The following is a 15,834-nucleotide window of genomic DNA, read 5'->3' as shown; positions in this document are numbered from 1 at the left end:
CGCGGTGCGCCGCCCAACCACAGAAGCCATGCTCCATACACTGTCCATTCGCGATTTTGTCATTGTCGATACCATTGAACTGGAATTTTCCGCCGGCTTCAGCGTGCTGACGGGCGAGACGGGCGCCGGCAAGTCCATCCTCATCGATGCGCTGACCCTGGCGCTGGGCGGGCGCGGCGACGCCAGCGTGGTGCGCGAAGGCGCGGCCAAGGCCGACATCACGGCCGATTTCTCCGTCAGCGAGGTGGCGCAAGCCTGGCTGGTGGCGCATGAATTCGCCAACGACGATGGCGGCGCCCTGCTGCGCCGCGTGATCGATAACGCGGGCCGCTCGAAAGCGTATATCAACGGCATCCCCGCCACGGCCGCGCAGCTGCGCGAACTGGGCGACATGCTGGTCGACATCCACGGCCAGCACGCACACCAGTCCTTGCTGAAAAGCGAAGCGCAGCGCGCCTTGCTCGACGGCCAGGCGACGGCGCGCGAAGCGGGCGCGGAACAGGATGCGCGGCAAGTGGCCGCCCTGCACAAGCGCTGGCGCGCCCTCGTGCGCCAGCGCGAGGAATTCGAAACCAACGCGGCCAATGTGCTGTACGAGCGTGAACGCCTGGAATGGCAAGTGGGAGAGCTGGAAAAACTGGCCGCCAAGCCCGGCGAGTGGACAGAGATCACGAACGAGCACAGCCGTCTGTCGCACGCGGCCAGCCTGCTGGAAGGGGCGCAGGAAGCCTTGTCCCTCATTTCCGAGTCGGAAGACCACCCGATCGTGTCGCAACTGTCGGCCCTGAACCAGAAGCTGGGCAAGCTGGTCTCCGTCGATGCGGAATTGCAGCCGATTGTCGACCTGATCGAATCGTCGCGCATCCAGTTGCAGGAATCCGTTTACGCGCTGAACAATTACCTGGACCGGGTGGAACTGGACCCGGAGCGCCTGCACCAGCTCGATGCGCGCATGGAAGCCATGCACAGTACGGCGCGCAAATTCCGCGTCACGCCGGAAGAATTACCGGAGGAACACGCGAAGCTGTCGGAAAAGCTGCAGCACCTGGCCGACGCTTCCGACATCGAAGGCTTGCTGCGCCAGGAAGCGAAGATCGAGGCCGAGTACCGCGCCGTGGCCGAGCGCCTGTCCGCCACGCGCCACGCGGCCGCCCTGGAACTGGGGCAAGCCGTCACGCGCGCCATGCAGGAACTGAGCATGACGGGCGGCAGTTTTGAAATCGCTCTGCACCCGTGCGAACCGGCCGCCCACGGACTCGAGCAAGTCGAGTTCCTCGTCGCCGGCCATGCGGGCACGGCGCCGCGTTCCCTGGCCAAGGTGGCGTCCGGCGGCGAACTGGCGCGCATCGCGCTGGCCATTTCCGTCATCACCTCGCACGCCACCACCACACCGACCCTGATCTTCGACGAGGTCGACAGCGGCATCGGCGGCGCCGTCGCCGAGGTCGTCGGGCGGCTATTGAAACGCCTGGGGCAGGGACGCCAGGTGCTGTGCGTGACCCACTTGCCGCAGGTGGCCAGCCAGGCGAATCAGCATTTCCAGGTGGCGAAAAGCACCCTGGACAATGGCAAGACGGCCTCGCGCATCGACATGCTCGACGCCAAGGCCAGGGTGGAAGAAGTGGCGCGCATGCTGGGCGGCCTGGAAATCACGGCCACCACGCGCAAGCATGCGCGTGAACTGCTCGCGATTTGATTCATGGCTGGGGGCAGACCGGGGTCAGACCCGCCGGGTCTGACCCCAGCCCTTGGCTGTATCCGCGCTGAGCTTGACGTTAGCGGCATTGAGGGTCTGACCCCAGCACTTCGCTATTAACTCAATGCAACTATAATAACTGGCTAATCCATCCAACGCCTTCGAAGAGCCTTCATGTCATTTCAAACAGAACCGCCGTACACGCATGGCAGCATCGACCGCAGCGCCGTGGTGCTCGTCAACCTGGGCACGCCCGATGCACCGACCTCGTCAGCCGTGCGGCGTTACCTGAAGCAATTCTTGTCGGACCCGCGCGTGGTGGAGATTCCCCGCCTGGTTTGGTGGTTCATCCTGAACCTGATCATCTTGCCGTTCCGCTCTGGCCAGTCGGCCAAGAAATATGCATCGATCTGGACGCGCGAGGGCTCGCCCCTGAAAGTGCATACGCAAAAGCAGGCCAAGTTGCTGGCCGGCGCCCTGGCCGAGCGGGGCCATGACGGCGTGACGGTGGCGATGGCCATGCGCTACGGTTCGCCTTCCTTGCCGGAAGTGCTGGCCCAGCTGAAAAGCGAGGGCTGCGAACGCATCGCCATCCTGCCTGCGTATCCGCAATACTCGGGCACGACGACCGGTTCCATCTATGACGCCGTGTTTGCCCATTACGCCACCGTGCGCAATGTACCGGAATTGCGTTTTATCAAGCAATATCACGAGCACGACACGTATATCGACGCCTTGCGCGATTCGGTGCTGAACCACTGGGAAGCGCATGGCCGTCCGGAAAAACTGGTGATGAGTTTTCATGGCGTACCCAAGCGTACCTTGCTGCTGGGCGACCCCTACCACTGCCAATGCCTGAAAACGGCGCGCCTGCTGGCGGAAAAGTTAAAATTAACTAAAGAGCAATATGTGGTGACTTTCCAGTCGCGCTTTGGCAAGGCCGAATGGCTGCAGCCGTACACGGCGCCCACCCTGGTGGCGCTGGCCCAGCAGGGCGTCAAGCGCGTCGACTTGCTGTGCCCGGGCTTTACCAGCGATTGCCTGGAAACCCTGGAAGAGATCGCCATGGAAGCGAAGCATGATTTCGAGACGGCCGGCGGCCAGCAGTTTCACTACATCGCTTGCCTGAACGAAACGCCGGCCTGGATTGCGGGCATGGCGGAAATTGCGGAACAGCACATGATTGGCTGGCCGACGATGAAGACGGCGGCGCAGCGCGAAGCGGACAAGAAAGCGGGCGAGCAGGCGCGTGCAGCAGCGCTGGCCTTGGGCGCGACGAATTAAGGATTGTAAATTTTTGACAATAAAAAGCCGCGCTTGCGCGGCTTTGTCATGTCTGGCGCGGCCAAGCAGCTTTCCAAATAGCAACACAGCCAGTGGCGATGGCGGCGGCGGGGCTGGTAGAATGCCCGCTTTGACGTGGGAAGCCTGGAAAATCAAGGGATGCGCGCACGGATCGCTGGCCGAAATGGATAGCATTTTGTAATACGCTGTAACATGGACCGATGTAATTCTGGTTTTGCCACGCATACCCCTTGAAACAATAGGATATAGCCCCATCTGCCCGTTAGTGTTGTAAAGATAGTTAGACTAACTCATTTAAGTCATTGATTGTAGGAGCTTTTCAGATGCAAGATCAGGAAAACCAAGCTGTACCTAATCCGCAAGCGGACGCCGCGGCGACTGCCCCATCGACTCCCGCAGAGCCTACTTTGGAAGAGCAGCTGGCGAGTACCGAAGCGCGTCTTGCAGAGATGCACGATGCCTTCATGCGCGCCAAGGCTGATGGCGAAAATATCCGTCGCCGCGCGCAGGAAGATGTTGCTAAAGCGCATAAATTCGCAGTCGAGAGCTTTGCCGAAGCCATGGTGCCGGTCAAAGACAGCCTGGAAACGGCGCTGACGGTGGAAGCACCGACCATCGAATCGCTGAAAGAAGGCGTCGAGATGACCTTGAAGCAACTGAACGCCGCGTTCGAGCGCAACCGCCTGGTGGAAGTATTGCCAGTGCAGGGCGAAAAGCTCGATCCGATGAAACACCAGGCTGTTGCCGTGGTGCCGGCGGACCAGGAAGCCAATACCATCGTGTCAGTCCTGCAAAAGGGCTATATGATTGCGGACCGCCTGCTGCGTCCAGCCATTGTAACGACCGCGCAAGCAAAATAATCAGAGGGCGGCATCAAGCAAGCCTTGAAACCATGCCGCTTTGCCACATATAAGAACCATCTGAAATCTAGCAAATAAAAGGAAATAAATCATGGGTAGAATTATCGGTATCGATCTGGGAACCACGAATTCCTGCGTTTCCATCATGGAAAACGGTCAACCAAAGGTAATCGAAAACGCTGAAGGCGCACGCACGACGCCGTCGATTATTGCTTATCAAGAAGATGGCGAAATTCTCGTCGGCGCGCCAGCGAAACGCCAGGCCGTGACCAATCCGAAAAACACGCTGTACGCAGTCAAGCGTCTGATCGGTCGCAAGTTCGACGAAAAAGAAGTTCAAAAAGACATCGCGCTGATGCCGTACCAGATCATGAAAGCCGACAACGGCGATGCATGGATCGGCGTACGCGACAAAAAACTGGCTCCGCCGCAAATTTCGGCTGAAGTCCTGCGCAAGATGAAGAAAACGGCAGAAGACTACCTTGGTGAAGAAGTCACCGAAGCCGTCATCACCGTGCCTGCGTACTTCAACGACTCGCAGCGTCAAGCCACCAAGGATGCCGGCCGTATCGCTGGCCTGGACGTCAAGCGCATCATCAACGAGCCAACCGCGGCAGCGCTGGCGTTCGGCCTGGACAAGACCGAAAAAGGCGATCGTAAAATCGCCGTGTACGACTTGGGTGGCGGTACGTTCGACGTGTCGATCATCGAAATCGCGGATGTTGATGGCGAGAAACAATTTGAAGTGCTGTCGACCAACGGCGACACCTTCCTGGGCGGCGAAGACTTCGACCAGCGCGTCATCGATTACATCATCGACGAGTTCAAGAAGATCAACGGCATCGACCTGAAAAAAGACCCGATCGCCCTGCAGCGCATCAAGGCTTCGGCCGAGCGCGCGAAGATCGAATTGTCGTCGTCGCAGCAAACCGAAATCAACGAGCCGTACATCGCCATGGCGAACGGTGCGCCGGTCCACTTGAACCTGAAGATGACCCGCGCCAAGCTGGAATCGCTGGTGGAAGAGCTGATCACGGCCACGATGGAGCCATGCCGCATCGCTATCAAGGATGCAGGCGTGAAAGTGTCGGACATCGATGACATCATCCTGGTCGGCGGTATGACCCGTATGCCGAAGGTGCAGGAAAAAGTGAAGGAATTCTTCGGCAAGGATCCACGCAAGGACGTGAACCCGGACGAAGCCGTCGCCGTGGGCGCAGCGATTCAAGGTTCGGTCCTGTCGGGCGAACGCAAGGATTTGCTGTTGCTGGACGTTACTCCTCTGTCCCTGGGTATCGAAACCCTGGGCGGCGTGATGACCAAGATGATCCACAAAAACACGACGATTCCGACCAAGTTCAGCCAAGTGTTCTCGACGGCCGACGACAACCAGCCTGCGGTGACCATCAAGGTCTTCCAGGGTGAGCGCGAAATCGCCGCTGGCAACAAGGGCCTGGGCGAATTCAATCTGGAAGGCATCCCGCCAGCATCGCGCGGCACGCCACAGATCGAAGTGACCTTCGACATCGACGCCAACGGCATCTTGCATGTCGGCGCGAAAGACAAGGCCACCGGCAAGGAAAACAAGATCACGATCAAGGCCAATTCCGGCTTGACCGAGGCTGAAATCCAGAAGATGGTCAAGGATGCCGAGCTGAACGCGGAAGAAGACAAAAAGGTCAAAGAATTGGCCGAGTCGCGCAACCAGGCCGATGCTCTGGTACACTCGACCCGGAAATCCTTGACCGAATACGGCGACAAGCTGGATGCGGGCGAGAAAGAGAAGATCGAAGCGGCGATCACCGACCTGGAAGCAAGCATCAAGGCGGGCGACAAGGCTGAGATCGACGCCAAGGTGGAAGCACTGTCGAGCGCATCGCAGAAACTGGGCGAAAAAATGTATGCCGACATGCAAGCGCAGCAAGCTGCCGGCGGCGCGGAAGGTGCACAGCAAGCTGCTGGCGCATCGGACGCAGGCGCCAAGCAAGACGACGTTGTTGACGCTGACTTCAAAGAAGTCAAAGACAGCAAGTAATTGTCTTGCGCTCCCATGAACTGGGGGCAGCCGGGCTGAACGCTACATCGCGGGATTAGCCGCGAAGACCGGCCGAGCCGAGTCGTTGCCCAGTGCAGCACTCGACTCGGCTTTTTCGTGTAATTTTTACATCAGTAGATAGACTGCAAGGTGCCGACAACATGGCAAAGCGTGATTTTTACGAGACACTCGGTGTCGCAAAAAATGCTTCGGAAGAAGAGATCAAAAAGTCTTACCGTAAACTGGCGATGAAATACCATCCGGACCGCAATCCGGATAGCAAGGAATCGGAAGAAAAGTTTAAGGAAGTCAAAGAAGCCTACGAGATGCTGACCAATCCGGAAAAGCGCGATGCGTATGACCGTTATGGTCACGCTGGCGTGGACCCGAACATGGGCGGCGGTGGCGGCTTCGGCGGCGGTGCTGGCGGCTTTGCCGACAGCTTCGGCGATATCTTCGGCGACATCTTTGGCGGTGGCGGTGGACGCAGCCGCAATGCGGGGCCACAGGTGTACCGTGGCGCCGACTTGCGCTACAACCTGGAAATTACACTGGAGCAAGCTGCTCACGGCTTCGACACGACCATCCGCGTGCCGAGCTGGGACAAGTGCGATACCTGCCACGGCAGCGGCGCCAAGCCGGGCACGTCGCCCACCACCTGCGGTACCTGCGGTGGCCACGGCCAGGTGCGCATGCAGCAAGGTTTCTTCAGCATCCAGCAAACCTGCCCGAAATGCCATGGCAGCGGCAAGGTCATCACCGACCCGTGCACGCCGTGCGGCGGCGCCGGTCGCATCAAGCGCAACAAGACGCTGGAAGTGAAAATTCCAGTCGGTATCGACAACGGCATGCGTATCCGTTCGTCCGGCAACGGCGAACCGGGCACGAATGGCGGTCCGTCGGGCGACCTGTATGTGGAAATCCACATCAAGCCGCACGCCGTATTCCAGCGCGAAGGCGACGACCTGCATTGCGAAATGCCGATCTCGTTCACCAAGGCAGCTTTGGGTGGCGAAATCGAAGTGCCTACCCTGAACGGCAAAGTGTCGTTCACGATCCCGGAAGGCACCCAGTCGGGCAAGACTTTCCGCCTGAAAGGCAAGGGCATCAAGGGTGTGCGCTCCGGTTACGCGGGCGACCTGTTCTGCCACGTGGCCATCGAAACGCCCGTGAAATTGACGGAAAAACAGAAAGACCTGCTGCGCGACTTTGAAAAGTCGACGACCGAGGGCGGTGCCAAGCACAGTCCGCAAAGCAAGACCTGGAAAGACAAGGTCAAGGATTTTTTTGAATAAGCACACGTAATACCATGCGCCGGGATGCTTCAACATCCCGGCGTTTTTTTCATCACGACTGAGCAATGTGCGGTATCGCCGGCCTATGGGCGCGATTTGCCGCCAATTCAGTCGTACGTACACAATGGGAGCGATATGACCGAACAGAAAAATGGCCCGGCCCTGGCGGAACTGCTGCAGCGTAACCGCCGCTGGGCCGACTCGATGGTGGCGAAAGACCCGAACTTCTTCAAGAACCTGGAAGCGCAAACGTCGCCCGAATACCTGTGGATCGGCTGTTCCGACAGCCGCGTGCCCGCGAATGAACTGCTGGGCATGGCGCCTGGCGACGTGTTTGTGCACCGTAATATCGCCAATGTGGTCGTGCATTCCGACCTCAATTGCCTGTCCGTCCTGCAATTTGCCGTGGACGTGCTGAAAGTCAAACATATCATCATCGTCGGCCATTACGGCTGCAAGGGCGTGCATGCTGCCATGACGGGCACGCGCATCGGCCTGGTCGACAACTGGCTGCGCCACGTGCAGGACGTGGGCCAGAAGCACGAGCGCTACCTGGGCGACGTGCTGACGAGCCGCCAGCGCGGCGACCGCCTGTGCGAACTGAACGTGGTCGAACAAGTCTTGAACGTGTGCCAGACCACTGTCGTGCAAGATGCGTGGGAACGGGGCCAGGAACTCAGCGTGCACGGCTGGGTCTATGGCTTGAAGGACGGCTTGCTGAACGACCTGGAAGTGACCGTCACGGCCGGCCACGAACTGGCGCCGCGCATGGCGACGCGCCTGGCCCGTTACGAAGCGATCGCGTAATCGATGCTGGCGCCGTGCCTACGGCGCCGCATTGTCCAGGCGGCTCAGGTAATCGGCCGCCTCCCGCACGCCCTCCTGCGCCGCCTGGCGCAACCAGGTTTTGGCCTGGGGAATGTCTTGCGGCGTACCCCGGCCTTCGGCCAGCGCCACGCCATAGTGGTAGCGCGCCAGCCGAGCATAGGCGGCGTCATCATTCGTATGTGCGCCGCGCCGCATCAGCGCCGTCGCCTGTTGCAAGTCCTTGGTCACGCCGATGCTCGTCTCATACAACTGGGCCAGCCAAATCATCGAATACACATCGTTCCAGCGCCGGATGCAATCTTCAAAGATGGCGACGGCGGCCGCATGGTCGCCCGTCTTGTCGGCCGCATAGCCGTACAAACACTTGATGCGCTTGTCGCTGTGCACATAGGCTTTGTAGCTGAGATCGCTTTCACCCTCACTATCCTGCGCGTGGACGATAGCAGGGAACAGCAAGGCGAGCAGCAGGGCGTAGGTGGGCATGGATTTCCTGGTCTATGGTTGAGAATTGGTAGGTAAGCAAATTGCGTGCTTGCCCCATTCCCGGGCAACGCTCCTGCCGCTGCGCCATTGCGTGACAGTGCCTGTTGCAGCGTGGCGCAACGCGCCGCGCATATCCATATAGTAAATGCTTCGTTTGCAAGCAAGGCTGGTCGGCATACAGTGGACTTCCCCAGACTTTTGGCGAACTCCCATGTCGGCCGTCCTGAAACCCGTGCAATCCACCAGCCACTTCCATATCGAGACTTTCGATGCGCCGCTCGGCGCGCAAGTGCTGGGTCTGGACCTGGCGCAGCCGCTGTCGCAGGGCGATTTCCAGCGCCTGCACCACGCCCATCTCGACCATCACGTGCTGGTGTTTCGCGACCAGCGCATCACGCCGCAGCAGCAAGTCGATTTCAGCCGCCGTTTCGGCCCCTTACAAATCCACGTGCTGCGCCAGTTCCAGCTGCCATCGCAGCCGGAAGTGCTGATCATCTCGAATATCGTCGAAAACGGCCAGCCCATCGGCCTCGGCGATGCCGGCCATTTCTGGCACTCGGACTTGTCGTACAAGGAAGTGCCCAGCCTCGGCTCCATGCTGCACGCGCAAGAGTTGCCGGACGAGGGCGGCGATACGGTGTTCGCGAACATGCACCTGGCGTGGGAGAGCTTGCCGGCCGCGCTGCGCCACGCCGTGCGCGGCGCCCGTGCCGAGCACAGCTACCTGAGCCAGTACGAGGAATTGCGCCGCCGCAACCCATGGCGGCCCGCGCTGACGCAGGCGCAGATCGATGAAGTCAAACCCGTTACCCATCCCGTCGTGCGCGTGCATCCGGAAACGGGACGCCGCGCCCTGTTTGTCAGCGAACATTTCACCACGCGCATCGTCGGCTTGCCCGACGATGAAAGCCGCGCCCTGCTCGAGGAACTGTTTGCCCACAGCGTGCGCCCCGAGCACCTGTATGTGCATCGCTGGCAACCGCACGACTTGGTGTTCTGGGACAACCGTTCCCTGATGCATCTGGCGACGGGCTGCCCACCCGAGCAGCGCCGCAAGCTCTACCGCACGACCATCGAAGGCGATGCGCCGTACTGATTTTTTTGAACGTAGTTGACCAAGGAGTGTCCATGTTGCCGATCTTGACCTTTACCCGCCGCCTGCTCGCCACCATCGCCGTGCTGTGCATGGCCATGCCCATGGCCCGGGCCGAAGGGCAGATCCGCATCGCGGGCCAGCACGGCATCACTTTTCTTTTGCTCAATATCGCGCAGGAACAAAAGCTGATTGAAAAGCATGGCAAGCAGCAGGGCGTCGAGGTGAAAGTTGAGTGGATCACCCTGTCCGGCGGCCCGGCCATCAACGATGCTTTGTTGTCGGGCAATATCGATATCGCAGGGGCGGGCCTGGGTCCGCTGTTGACCATCTGGGACCGCACGAAAGGCCGGCAGAACGTGCGCGGCGTGGCTTCGCTGGGCAACTTCCCCTACTATTTGGTCAGCAATAATCCCAAGGTAAAAAGCCTGGCGGACTTGACGGACAAGGACCGCATCGCCTTGCCGGCCGTCTCCGTTTCCGTGCAAGCGCGCATCCTGCAAATGGCCGTGGCGAAACAGTGGGGCGACAAGGAATTTGCCCGCCTCGACAAGATCACGCAAACCCTGCCGCACCCGGATGCGGCGGCTGCCATCATCGCCGGCGGCACGGAGCTCAGCGGCCACTTCGGCAATTCGCCATTTCAGGAGCAGGAACTGGCGCAAAACCCGAACGCGCACATCATCCTGAACTCGTACGACGTGCAAGGCGGACCGAGCTCGTCGACCCTGCTGTATGCGACGGAAAAGTACCGCAAGGACAATCCGAAAACCTACCGCGCCTTCATCGCCGCGCTGGCGGAAGCGGCGCAGTATGCGAGCAGCAACCCGCAAGGCGCGGCCGACATCTATATCAAGGTGAATAAAAGCAAGGTGGACCGCAATCTGCTGCTGAAAATCTTTGCCAACCCGCAAGTGCAATTCAAGATCGCGCCGCAAAACACCTATGGCCTGGCGCAATTCCTGCACCGCGTAAGCGCCATCCGCAACCTGCCCGGCAGCTGGCGTGATTATTTCTTTGACGACCCTGCCATCACACAAGGAGGCTGACATGAACGCGCCCGCTTTTCATCTGGTCCGTCCTCCCGTTGCGCTACAGCCCTTGCTCAGCGTCAAACATGTCAGCCTGGAATACCGCACCGAGCAGCGCACCGTGCGCGCCACGCATGACGTCAGTTTCGACGTGTTTCGCGGCGACCGTTTCGTGCTGCTGGGACCATCGGGCTGCGGCAAGTCGTCACTGCTGAAAGCCGTGGCCGGCTTTATCGCGCCGCGCGCGGGCAGCATCGCCATGCAGGGCCAGCCCATTCATAAACCGGGGCCGGACCGTGTCGTCGTGTTCCAGGAATTCGATCAGTTGCCGCCCTGGAAAACCGTGCTGGAAAACGTCATGTTCCCCTTGCTGGCCAGCAAGCGCCTGGATAAGCAGGCGGCCCGCGAGCGCGCCCATCACTGGATCGCCAAGGTGGGCTTGGCCGGCTTTGAAGATGCCCATCCGCATACCTTGTCGGGCGGCATGAAGCAGCGGGTGGCCATTGCCCGCGCCCTGGCCATGCAGCCGGAAGTGCTGCTGATGGACGAGCCGTTCGCCGCCCTCGATGCCTTGACGCGGCGCAAGATGCAGGAAGAGCTTAGCCGCCTGTGGGAAGAGCTGCGTTTTACCCTCGTGTTCGTCACGCATTCGATCGAGGAAGCCTTGGTCGTGGGCAACCGCATCCTGCTGCTGTCGCCCCATCCGGGCCGGGTGCGTGCCGAATTGAACAGTCACCAGTTCGGCTTGCACAGCGCGGGCAGTGTGGAATTCCAGGCTGCCAGCAGCCGCATCCACGGCTTGCTGTTCGATGAGGAAGTAGCTCTCGTTCCGCAATCAGTTACCGCGCAGCGGGAAGCTGTATGAGTGCGCTGCTGGAACCACCGATCCGCCAGGAATTCGTCTACGCGGCGCCGCCGCCAGCCGGCGTCACGGTCGAGCAGCCGCTGTCGCGCTGGCAGCGTGTGAGCCAGCACGCGCTGTGGCGCAAGGCGCTCATTTTGCTCAGCCTGGCCCTGCTGTGGGAAGGCGCGGCGCGCTGGACGCAGAACGATTTATTGCTGCCCAGTTTTTTGCAAACGGCGCAGGCGTTTATCGGCGGCATCGCCAGCGGTGAATTGCTCACGCGCACAGCCGCCTCCCTCGTCGTCTTGCTGCAAGGCTATGCGGTGGGCGTGCTGGCCGCCTTCGTGCTGACCCTGCTGGCCGTGTCGAGCCGCATCGGCCGCGACCTGCTGGAAACCCTGACGGCCATGTTGAATCCCTTGCCGGCGATTGCCCTGCTGCCGCTGGCCTTGCTGTGGTTCGGCCTGGGGCGCGCCAGCCTGATCTTCGTCATCGTCCATTCCGTGATGTGGCCGCTGGCCTTGAACACATACGCGGGTTTCCAGGGCGTGCCCGAAACCCTGCGCATGGCGGGCCGCAATTATGGGCTGAACGGCTTGCGCCTGGTGCTGCACATCCTCGTGCCGGGCGCTCTGCCTTCCATCGTCTCGGGCTTGAAGATAGGCTGGGCGTTTGCCTGGCGTACCTTGATCGCGGCCGAGCTGGTGTTCGGCACGACGTCGGGGCAGGGCGGCCTGGGCTGGTACATCTTCCAGAACCGCAACGAGCTGTACACGGACAAGGTGTTTGCCGGTCTGGCCGCCGTCATCGTCATCGGCTTGCTGGTGGAAAACATCGGCTTTCGCAGCCTGGAGCGCGTCACCTTGAAACGCTGGGGCATGCAGCGGTAGTTGTCATGATAATTATTTCAGCATGCTGCGCGCCGCCGCGATGATTTGCCGCGACAGCTGCTCCATGCGCGGCGACTGCACCTTCCACGTGTGCCAGTACAGGGCCACGTCGGCCGGCGTCTTGGGCGTGAGCATTTCCACCAGTTCGCCATCCGTATTCGCTTTCAGCAGCAACTCGGGCACCATGCCGTAGCCGAGGCCGTAGCGGATGGCGTTGAAGTGCGAGGTGGCGCCCGGCACGTAATGGCAGGGGTAGGCCCCTTCGGGCAGCCCCAGCGCTTCTTGCAGGAACGACGATTGCAGGGTGTCCTTGCGCGTGTAGGCGACGACGGGCGCTGTGCGCGCCGCCTTGCGCGTCAGGCCGTGCGCGAACCACTGCTGGCGGAACGCGGGCGTGGCCACCAGCCAGTAGCGCATCACGCCCAGCGGCTCGGCCGTGCAGCCGCGCATGGGCTTGGCTTCCGTGCTGATGCAGCCGATCGCCATGCCTGTTTCCAGCAAGGTGTAGGTGTGGTCCTGGTCTTCCACGGTCAGGTCCAGCAGCACGCGCTCGCGTATCAGCACCTCGGACAGGGCGGGGAAGAACCAGGTGCCCATTGAGTCCGCGTTCAGCGCCAGCACCAGGGTCAGCGGCGCATCCTGCTGCACCGCCAGTTCCGCCTGCAAATCCGCTTCCAGCAGCTTGGCCCGTTTCAGATACTGCATCAGCCGCTGGCCCATGCGTGTGGCGCGCGCCGGGCGGCTGCGCACGATCAGCGCATTGCCCAACTGGCTTTCCAGTGCCCGCACGCGCTGGGAAATGGCGGGGGAGGTCAGGTGTAGCCGCAGCGCCGCCTGTTCGAAACTGCCCGTTTCGACGACGGCGCGAAACGCTTCCGTGTGTTTGGGATTGAGATCCATGGCCACTGCCTTACATAAGAAAAATTTATCAATACTAAATAATACTTACTTTTCATAAGGATGAGTGTGTTGCAGTGCACAATGCCTCTTTGATGGAGTGCCGCGCGCCAGCGTACGGCCTCCTGGCAGCAAGGAATACCACCATGGAAGCACAAGCGAACGACAGCAGTACCCACAAGCCCCAGTCCAAGCTGGCGCGCAATCTGAAATTCGGCCTGGGATTGACCCTGGGCCTGGGCATGGCCGCCGCGCTGGCGGGCGGCTGGTGGCTGCGCCAGGCGTGGCAGGATTTGCCGGCCGTCGAGCACCTGGCCCAGTACAAGCCCGCACTGCCGCTGCGTATTTTCTCGAGCGAAGGCGAGCTGCTGGCCGAATACGGCGAAGAGCGCCGCGAATTCCTGCCCCTCAAGGAAATCCCCCTGCGCATGCGCCAGGCCTTGCTGGCCATCGAGGATGCGCGTTTCTACGAACACGGCGCCGTCGATTTCTATGGCTTGACGCGCGCCACCCTGGCCAACGTCGTCACGGGCCACCATGCGCAAGGCGCCAGTACCATCACCATGCAGGTGGCGCGCGGCTTCTTCCTGTCGCGCGAAAAGACCGTGCAGCGCAAGCTGACGGAGATGCTGCTTGCCTATAAGCTGGAACAGCACTACGGCAAGGACAAGCTGCTGGAACTGTATATGAACCAGATTTATCTGGGCGAGCGTTCCTACGGTTTTTCCGCCGCCTCGAACATTTACTTTGACAAGCCGCTGGCCGACGTCAGCATCGCCGAAGCGGCCATGCTGGCCGGTTTGCCGAAAGCGCCGTCGGCCTACAACCCCGTCGCCAATCCCCAGCGCGCCACCGTGCGCCAGCACTACATCCTGCAGCGCATGCGCGAACTTGGTTACATCACGCCGGCCGAGTACGACGCGGCCGTGGCGGAAAAGCTGGCCCTGAACAAGGACCGCAACAGCTCCGTGCATGCGGCCGCATATGCGGTCGAGGAAGCGCGCCAGCTGATCCTGCAAAGCTATCCCGAAGGCGCCTACAGCATGGGCCTGGACGTGACGACCACCATCCGCATGGCGCCGCAGCGGGCGGCCGACAAGTCGCTGCGCGATGGGCTGTTGAATGCGCAGGCACGGCGCGGCTACCGCGGCCCGGAAGCGCGCCTGGCCGCTTCCGAAGACAGCGTGGCGCGTCAGCTGGCCGCCTACCCGGACAGCGGAGAATTGCACGCCGCCCTCGTGCGCAAGGTCGATACCGCCGGCAAGCGCCAGGTGACGGCGCAGCTGCGCAATGGCGACGAGATCGTGCTGACGGCATCGGAAGCGCGCCTGGGCGGCAAGCTGGCCTGGGACGGCAAGCGCGCCATCGCCGAGGGCAGCGTGATCCGCGTGGTGCGCGACGCGGCCAAGAAGGGCTGGCTGGTGAGCCAGCTGCCCGAGATGGAAGGCGCGCTCATTTCCGTCGAGGCACACAGCGGCGAGATCGTCGCCATGGCGGGCGGCTTCGATTTCTACCGCAACCACTACAACCACGCCATGCAGGCCTACCGCCAGCCCGGTTCCAGCTTCAAGCCCTTCGTGTATTCGGCGGCGCTGGAAAAGGGCTATTTCCCCGGCACGGCCGTCGACGACACGCAGCGCTTGCTGCTGCCGCAGGAAACGGGCGCACGGCCTTGGCGTCCGCGCAATTACGGCAACAACTATGAAGGTTTCATCAGCGTGCGGCGTGGCCTCGTGCGCTCGAAAAACCTGGTGGCCGTGAGCCTGATGCAGGCGGCCGGCCCCGGCTACGTGCAGCACTACGCCACGCGCTTCGGCTTCGAGGGCGCGCGTAATCCCGTGTCCCTGCCTCTGGCGCTGGGCGCGGGCGCCGTCACACCGCTGCAGCTGGCGCAATCGTATGCAGTGTTTGCCAACGGCGGCATGCAGATGCCGCCGAAACTGATCAAGGAAGTGCGCAGCCGCAGCGGCGAAGTGCTGTTCAGCGATGCGGCGCCACGCGCCAAGGATACGCCGGCACCGGGCACGCAAGTGATCTCCACGCGCAACGCCTACGTCATGGACAGCATGCTGCGCGACGTCGTCAAGAGCGGCACGGGCCGCGGCGCGCTGGCGCTGCGACGCGGCGACGCGGCCGGCAAGACGGGCACGTCGAACAACGCCTACGACGCCTGGTTCGCCGGCTACTCGTCCGGCCTCGTCTCCGTCGTCTGGCTCGGCTACGACCAGCCGAAAAGCCTGGGCAACGCCACGGGGGGGACTTTGGCGCTGCCCGTCTGGCGCGACTACATGCAGGTGGCCGTGCAGGGCCGCCGCGAACAAGTATTGGCCGAACCAGCAGGCCTGGCCCTGCTCGACGGCGATTACGTGTATGCCGAATACCTGGCCGGCGACTGCCTGAAGGATAACTTTGCCTTTATCCACAGCAGCGTCGGCTGCGGCAGCGGCGGTGCGGATACGCGCATGGCGCACGGTGATGCCGGCGATGGCGGCTCGAGCACGGGCACGAATGAAGCGCGCACCCTGAGCGAAGCGCGCGAACGCGAACAAATTCTCAAATCATTTTCGGAAGAGTAAG

13 protein-coding genes are annotated in these 15,834 nt (G+C 61.5%); 11 read left to right on the top strand and 2 right to left on the bottom strand.

The annotated features are described in order from the left end of the window. The first annotated feature begins 28 nt into the window (after nucleotides 1-28). The 6 genes from recN (at nucleotide 29) to can (ending at nucleotide 7,998) form a co-directional block, all read left to right on the top strand. Nucleotides 29-1,696: a DNA repair protein RecN gene (recN, locus tag AC54AG_RS05135; RefSeq protein WP_331777244.1), complete on the top strand. Its 1,668-nt coding sequence runs from the start codon at nucleotides 29-31 to the stop codon at nucleotides 1,694-1,696. Nucleotides 1,697-1,870: 174 nt separating this feature from the next. After that, a complete protein-coding gene (gene hemH, locus AC54AG_RS05130) occupies nucleotides 1,871-2,980 on the top strand; it encodes a ferrochelatase (RefSeq protein WP_496629645.1) in 1,110 nt (369 codons plus the stop codon). Nucleotides 2,981-3,324: 344 nt separating this feature from the next. Continuing rightward, on the top strand, nucleotides 3,325-3,861 hold the full coding sequence (gene grpE, locus AC54AG_RS05125) for a nucleotide exchange factor GrpE (RefSeq protein WP_034745977.1): 537 nt from the start codon (nucleotides 3,325-3,327) through the stop codon (nucleotides 3,859-3,861). Between the two features lie 91 nt (nucleotides 3,862-3,952). Continuing rightward, nucleotides 3,953-5,896 carry a molecular chaperone DnaK gene (dnaK, locus tag AC54AG_RS05120; protein WP_034745982.1) on the top strand — a complete coding sequence of 648 codons (1,944 nt, stop codon included), beginning with the start codon at nucleotides 3,953-3,955 and terminating at the stop codon, nucleotides 5,894-5,896. 161 nt (nucleotides 5,897-6,057) lie between these two features. After that, entirely contained in the window at nucleotides 6,058-7,191 is a 1,134-nt protein-coding gene (gene dnaJ / locus AC54AG_RS05115; protein WP_034745985.1) for a molecular chaperone DnaJ, read from the top strand. A 135-nt stretch (nucleotides 7,192-7,326) separates the two neighbouring features. Then, the gene (gene can / locus AC54AG_RS05110) at nucleotides 7,327-7,998 is read left to right on the top strand and encodes a carbonate dehydratase (RefSeq protein ID WP_034788731.1); all 672 of its coding nucleotides are present in this window, start codon (nucleotides 7,327-7,329) and stop codon (nucleotides 7,996-7,998) included. Nucleotides 7,999-8,016: 18 nt separating this feature from the next. On the opposite strand, the gene AC54AG_RS05105 is transcribed toward can, so the two are convergent. Then, nucleotides 8,017-8,502 (bottom strand): tetratricopeptide repeat protein, encoded by a 486-nt coding sequence (locus AC54AG_RS05105; RefSeq protein ID WP_496629644.1) that lies wholly within the window; start codon nucleotides 8,500-8,502, stop codon nucleotides 8,017-8,019. A 211-nt stretch (nucleotides 8,503-8,713) separates the two neighbouring features. On the opposite strand from AC54AG_RS05105, the gene AC54AG_RS05100 reads away from it, so the two are divergent. The 4 genes from AC54AG_RS05100 to AC54AG_RS05085 are packed head-to-tail and all read left to right on the top strand — an operon-like array spanning nucleotide 8,714 to nucleotide 12,360. Next, nucleotides 8,714-9,598, top strand: coding sequence for a TauD/TfdA dioxygenase family protein (locus AC54AG_RS05100; protein WP_496629643.1), 885 nt, complete (start codon nucleotides 8,714-8,716; stop codon nucleotides 9,596-9,598). A 32-nt stretch (nucleotides 9,599-9,630) separates the two neighbouring features. Beyond that, nucleotides 9,631-10,644 carry an ABC transporter substrate-binding protein gene (locus tag AC54AG_RS05095; protein ID WP_034745994.1) on the top strand — a complete coding sequence of 338 codons (1,014 nt, stop codon included), beginning with the start codon at nucleotides 9,631-9,633 and terminating at the stop codon, nucleotides 10,642-10,644. A gap of 1 nt (nucleotide 10,645) precedes the next feature. Further along, nucleotides 10,646-11,491, top strand: a complete 846-nt coding sequence (locus AC54AG_RS05090; protein ID WP_331777239.1) for an ABC transporter ATP-binding protein — start codon at nucleotides 10,646-10,648, stop codon at nucleotides 11,489-11,491. Continuing rightward, nucleotides 11,488-12,360, top strand: a complete 873-nt coding sequence (locus tag AC54AG_RS05085) for an ABC transporter permease (RefSeq protein WP_331777238.1) — start codon at nucleotides 11,488-11,490, stop codon at nucleotides 12,358-12,360. Before AC54AG_RS05090 ends, AC54AG_RS05085 begins: the two co-directional genes overlap by 4 nt. A gap of 12 nt (nucleotides 12,361-12,372) precedes the next feature. Here AC54AG_RS05085 and AC54AG_RS05080 read toward each other — a convergent pair whose 3' ends face one another. Continuing rightward, on the bottom strand, nucleotides 12,373-13,266 hold the full coding sequence (locus AC54AG_RS05080; RefSeq protein ID WP_199534205.1) for an HTH-type transcriptional regulator ArgP: 894 nt from the start codon (nucleotides 13,264-13,266) through the stop codon (nucleotides 12,373-12,375). 137 nt (nucleotides 13,267-13,403) lie between these two features. Here AC54AG_RS05080 and AC54AG_RS05075 point away from each other — a divergent pair, with 137 nt between their 5' ends. Then, nucleotides 13,404-15,833, top strand: a complete 2,430-nt coding sequence (locus AC54AG_RS05075) for a penicillin-binding protein 1A (RefSeq protein WP_496629642.1) — start codon at nucleotides 13,404-13,406, stop codon at nucleotides 15,831-15,833. Nucleotide 15,834 lies beyond the last annotated feature (1 nt).

This window comes from Janthinobacterium sp. BCJ23, from assembly GCF_059617945.1.
This window is presented reverse-complemented; position numbering and strand designations above follow the sequence as displayed.